Consider the following 3,709-nt stretch of genomic DNA (forward strand, 5'->3'; position numbering starts at 1 on the left):
GGGCCGACGAGTGGCACGGTCTCGCTACGGGGGCATCAGGAGGAGGCGCTGGAGGCCGTCGTGCGGGGCCTGACGCCCCGTCCCGGGCGGCCGGTGCCGGCGGGTGGTCTGCGGGTGACGGTGCAGATGGCCACCGGCTCGGGGAAGTCGTTCGTGGGGGCGGCGGCTGGGCAGAGGCTGGCGCCGCACGGGGCGGTGCTGGTGGTGGTACCGACGCTGGATCTGCTGGTGCAGATGATCGGCTCCTGGCGGGCCGCCGGCCGGTCCGGGGACATGTTCGCGGTGTGCTCGCTGATCGACTCCGAGCTGCCCTACGGGGTGAAGGCGACAACCAGTCCGCTGATGATCGGCATGTGGCTCGACCTGGCGGCCGCCCGCCGCCGGCCGGTGACACTGTTCGCCACCTACGCCTCGGCCGGGGCTGTCGCGGACGCCTACGCCTACTGGGCCGAGTACCGGGGCGAGGCGCTGGCACCGCTGGCCCTGATGGTCTGCGACGAGGCCCACCGGTCGTCCGGCAGCGTCGAGAAGTCCTGGACCATCGTTCACGAGCAGGACCAGATCCCGGCGGAGCGCCGGCTCTACATGACGGCGCCGCCGCGGATCTGGGCGCCGCCGAGTGCGGCCATGAAGCGGCGTGAGGACGCCCTGCAGCCGCTCCCGGAGGAGCTGGCGGTGTCCATGGACGATGTGCGCGTGTATGGGCCGCAGGTGTTCACCCTCGGCCTGGCGGAGGCCATCGACCGCAAGCTCCTCGCGCCGTTCGAGGTCGTGGTCCTGGAGCTGCGCGAACCGCGCGCCGACCGCGTGGGTGCCGAGCGGCAGGGCGCGCCTTGGGGGCGGGGTGTCGGCGAGGCCGCGGACGGGAGCGGGGACGAGGTGCCGGCCGCGCACCTCGCCGCGATCCAGGCCGGCCTGATCAAGACCGTCGTCGAGCGAGGCCTGCAGCGGTGCATCACCTTCCACAACCGCACCCTCGAGGCCCGCTACTTCTCCGAGACGCTGAACCAGACCGTCGAAAAGCTGCACCCCGACAACCCGCAGAAATACCCGCCCGAGATGTGGGCGCAGTGGCTGTCCGGCGAGCACGACGTGGACTTCCGCAAGGACGTCATCCGCGACTTCGGGAAGGGCGAGGAGCACGACGGACTCAGGCACCGGATCGTGTCCCAGTGCCGCGTCCTCGGCGAGGGCGTGGACATCCCGAATGCAGACTCGGTCGTACTCAACGGCCGAGGAAACATGGTCGACATCGTCCAGGCCATCGGCCGAGCCCTGCGGATCACGCCCGGCGAGGGCAAGACGGCAAGCCTCATCGTGCCTATTTTCCTGGCGCCAGGTGAGGAGCCGGGAGACATTCTGGAGTCGGACAGCTACGGCCCCCTGGTCAAAATCCTCACCGCGCTCCGCAGCCGGGTGTGTCCAGCGACTGGTGTATCTCGTGTTGTGAGTTACCGGCGGCCGATGGAGAGCCGGCCGTCGAAGGCGATGTCGAAGGCCTGGAGTGCGGGCTTCCAGCGCATGGTCCAGCGCTTGCGGCCGGTGCCGGTGGGGTCCAGGCTCATGACGGCCATGTAGACGCACTTGAGCGCGGCAGCCTCATTCGGGAAGTGTCCGCGGGCGCGGACGGCCTAGCGTATGCGGGCGTTCACGCTCTCGATCGCGTTGGTCGTGCAGACGACCCGCCGGATCTCCGCGTCGAACTGGAGGAACGGCACGAACTCGGCCCAGGCGTTCGACCAGAGTCGAACGATCGCCGGATACTTGGCGCCCCATTCCTCCTGGAAGTCCAGGAACCGGTCCTCGGCGGCGTCGGCGGTCGGCGCGGTGTAGATCGGCTTGAGTGCGCGGGAGATCTTGTCCCAGTCCTGGCGGGCCGCGTATCGAAACGATGCCCGCATGAGGTGAACCACGCAGGTCTGGGTGATGGCCTGCGGCCAGACCGTGCCGATGGCGTCGGGCAGGCCCTTGAGTCCGTCGCAGACGACCATGCACACGTCCTCGACGCCGCGGTTCCTGATCTCGGTCAGGACCTGGAGCCAGTACTTGGCGCCCTCGCCGCCGTCGCCGGCCCACAGGCCCAGGATGTCGCGGGTGCCGTCCACGGTCACCGCGAGGGCGATGTAGATCGGCCGGTTGGCGACCTGCCCGTCGCGGACCTTCACGTGGATGCAGTCGATGAAGATCACCGGGTAGATCGCGTCGAGCGGGCGGTTCTGCCATTCGGCCATCCCGTCCATGACCTTGTCGGTGATGGTGGAGATGGTCGACTTGGACACGCTCGCCCCGTAGACCTCGGCCAGGTGCGCGGAGATGTCACCTTGCGTCAGACCCCGCGCGGACAGCGAAAGCACCATCTCATCGACGCCGGTCAGCCGCCGCTGGCGCTTCTTGACGATCTGCGGATCGAAGCTGCCCTCGCGATCTCGAGGCACCTCGATCTCGACCGGGCCGACGTCGGTGAGCACCGTCTTGGAGCGGACGCCGTTGCGGCTGTTGCCGCTGCCCGCACCGGCCCGGTCGTGCTTCTCGTAGCCGAGGTGGTCGGTGATCTCGCCCTCCAGGGCGGACTCCAGCACCCGCTTCGTCAGCTGCTGCAGCAGCCCGCCCTCGCCGGTCAATTGGAGCCCGCTCGCGCGGGGCCCGGTCGACCAGCTGCCCGATCAACTGGTCGTCCAGCAGGTCCGCCGACAGCTCGACCGGCCGGACCTCTTCAACCGCCTCAACCGAGGCGATCATGTCGCTCATCAGGTGCTCTTCCTTGATCGGGAGATACACCGGTCACCGTACAGACCCACGCATGGCGCAGCGACAGCGAGAGATCGAAGAAGCCAAGCGCCTCCCCAGCTGACTCCGCGTAGGACACGGAACAGGGCGTCAGTGGTCGTGCCCGCAGGGCACTTCTGATCACGGTCCGTGGCCCGCGGCACAGTCACGGTGGCCGAGCCGGTAACAGTGGTGTGGCGCTGGGCATAGGAGAAGGCCGACCTGTCCGATACCTCGGCCGCCGACGATCTGCTTGCGACAACACGTCGAACAATCAGGCCGGTATGCGGACTACGGGTGGCCTTTGCTGATGCGCGGGCCAGAATCAGGGCAGGTGTCGCGGTCGCTTCAGCAAGAGTGTCGCCGCAGCGCGAGGTCAACGCTCCGGCATACCTCAACTGGGTCCGGGCTGGTCGTTTCGCAGGGGCGGGGTCGGCTGGCCGGGTTCCGGCCGCCGGAGCCGACTGTCCGCAGGGGCGTTCTGGGCCTGTCCTCCGGCGGCTTGCAGGAGTGTCTGGCGCCGAATGGTCGCGGCACGCTCTTCCGCGTCGATCTGCGTCTGCGTGTCCGGGCCCGGACTCGGGGGCACGCGGCGGTCGGCCGCTGATGCGCGCAGCCCTTGTCCGCACCGGTCGGTGCTGCGGATGACGGCGTTCGGGGAAGGGGCGGCCGGCCAGATGTCGATGCGGTAGTCCTCCACAGGTGCTGCCACGACGGCATCGTAGGCCGTGTCGCGGCCTCGTGCGCAGACCCGCAGCCGGTACCAGCCGGGTCCGGCGTCGCTCAGGAGTGGCAGGTCGGGGACGGGGCCGTGATCCAGGGACTCCACGAAGAGGCGGCCGCGGGGTGCGTGGAGACTCGCTTCGACGATCTCCGACCAGTCTTCCCGGGTGTCGGAGGGGACGGTGGGCGGGGTGGTGTGGAATGCCGCCGCCACACGGAC

2 protein-coding genes and 1 pseudogene are annotated in these 3,709 nt (G+C 69.3%); 1 reads left to right on the forward strand and 2 read right to left on the reverse strand.

Going from position 1 to position 3,709, the window contains the following annotated elements; translation table 11 throughout:
• A partial coding sequence (locus tag ABZ641_RS29185) for a DEAD/DEAH box helicase family protein (protein WP_359986524.1) occupies positions 1–1,578 on the forward strand: 1,578 nt, incomplete at its 5' end.
• Here ABZ641_RS29185 and ABZ641_RS29190 read toward each other — a convergent pair.
• Positions 1,482–2,739 (reverse strand): annotated as a pseudogene (locus ABZ641_RS29190) (IS256 family transposase); the annotation flags it as partial. The gene ABZ641_RS29185 and the pseudogene ABZ641_RS29190 overlap by 97 nt on opposite strands.
• A gap of 421 nt (positions 2,740–3,160) precedes the next feature.
• Positions 3,161–3,709 (reverse strand): hypothetical protein (locus ABZ641_RS29195; protein WP_359986527.1); only part of this gene is annotated, 549 nt, incomplete at its 5' end.

Source organism: Kitasatospora sp. NPDC007106, from assembly GCF_040634455.1.
Classification (GTDB): domain Bacteria; phylum Actinomycetota; class Actinomycetes; order Streptomycetales; family Streptomycetaceae; genus Kitasatospora; species Kitasatospora arboriphila.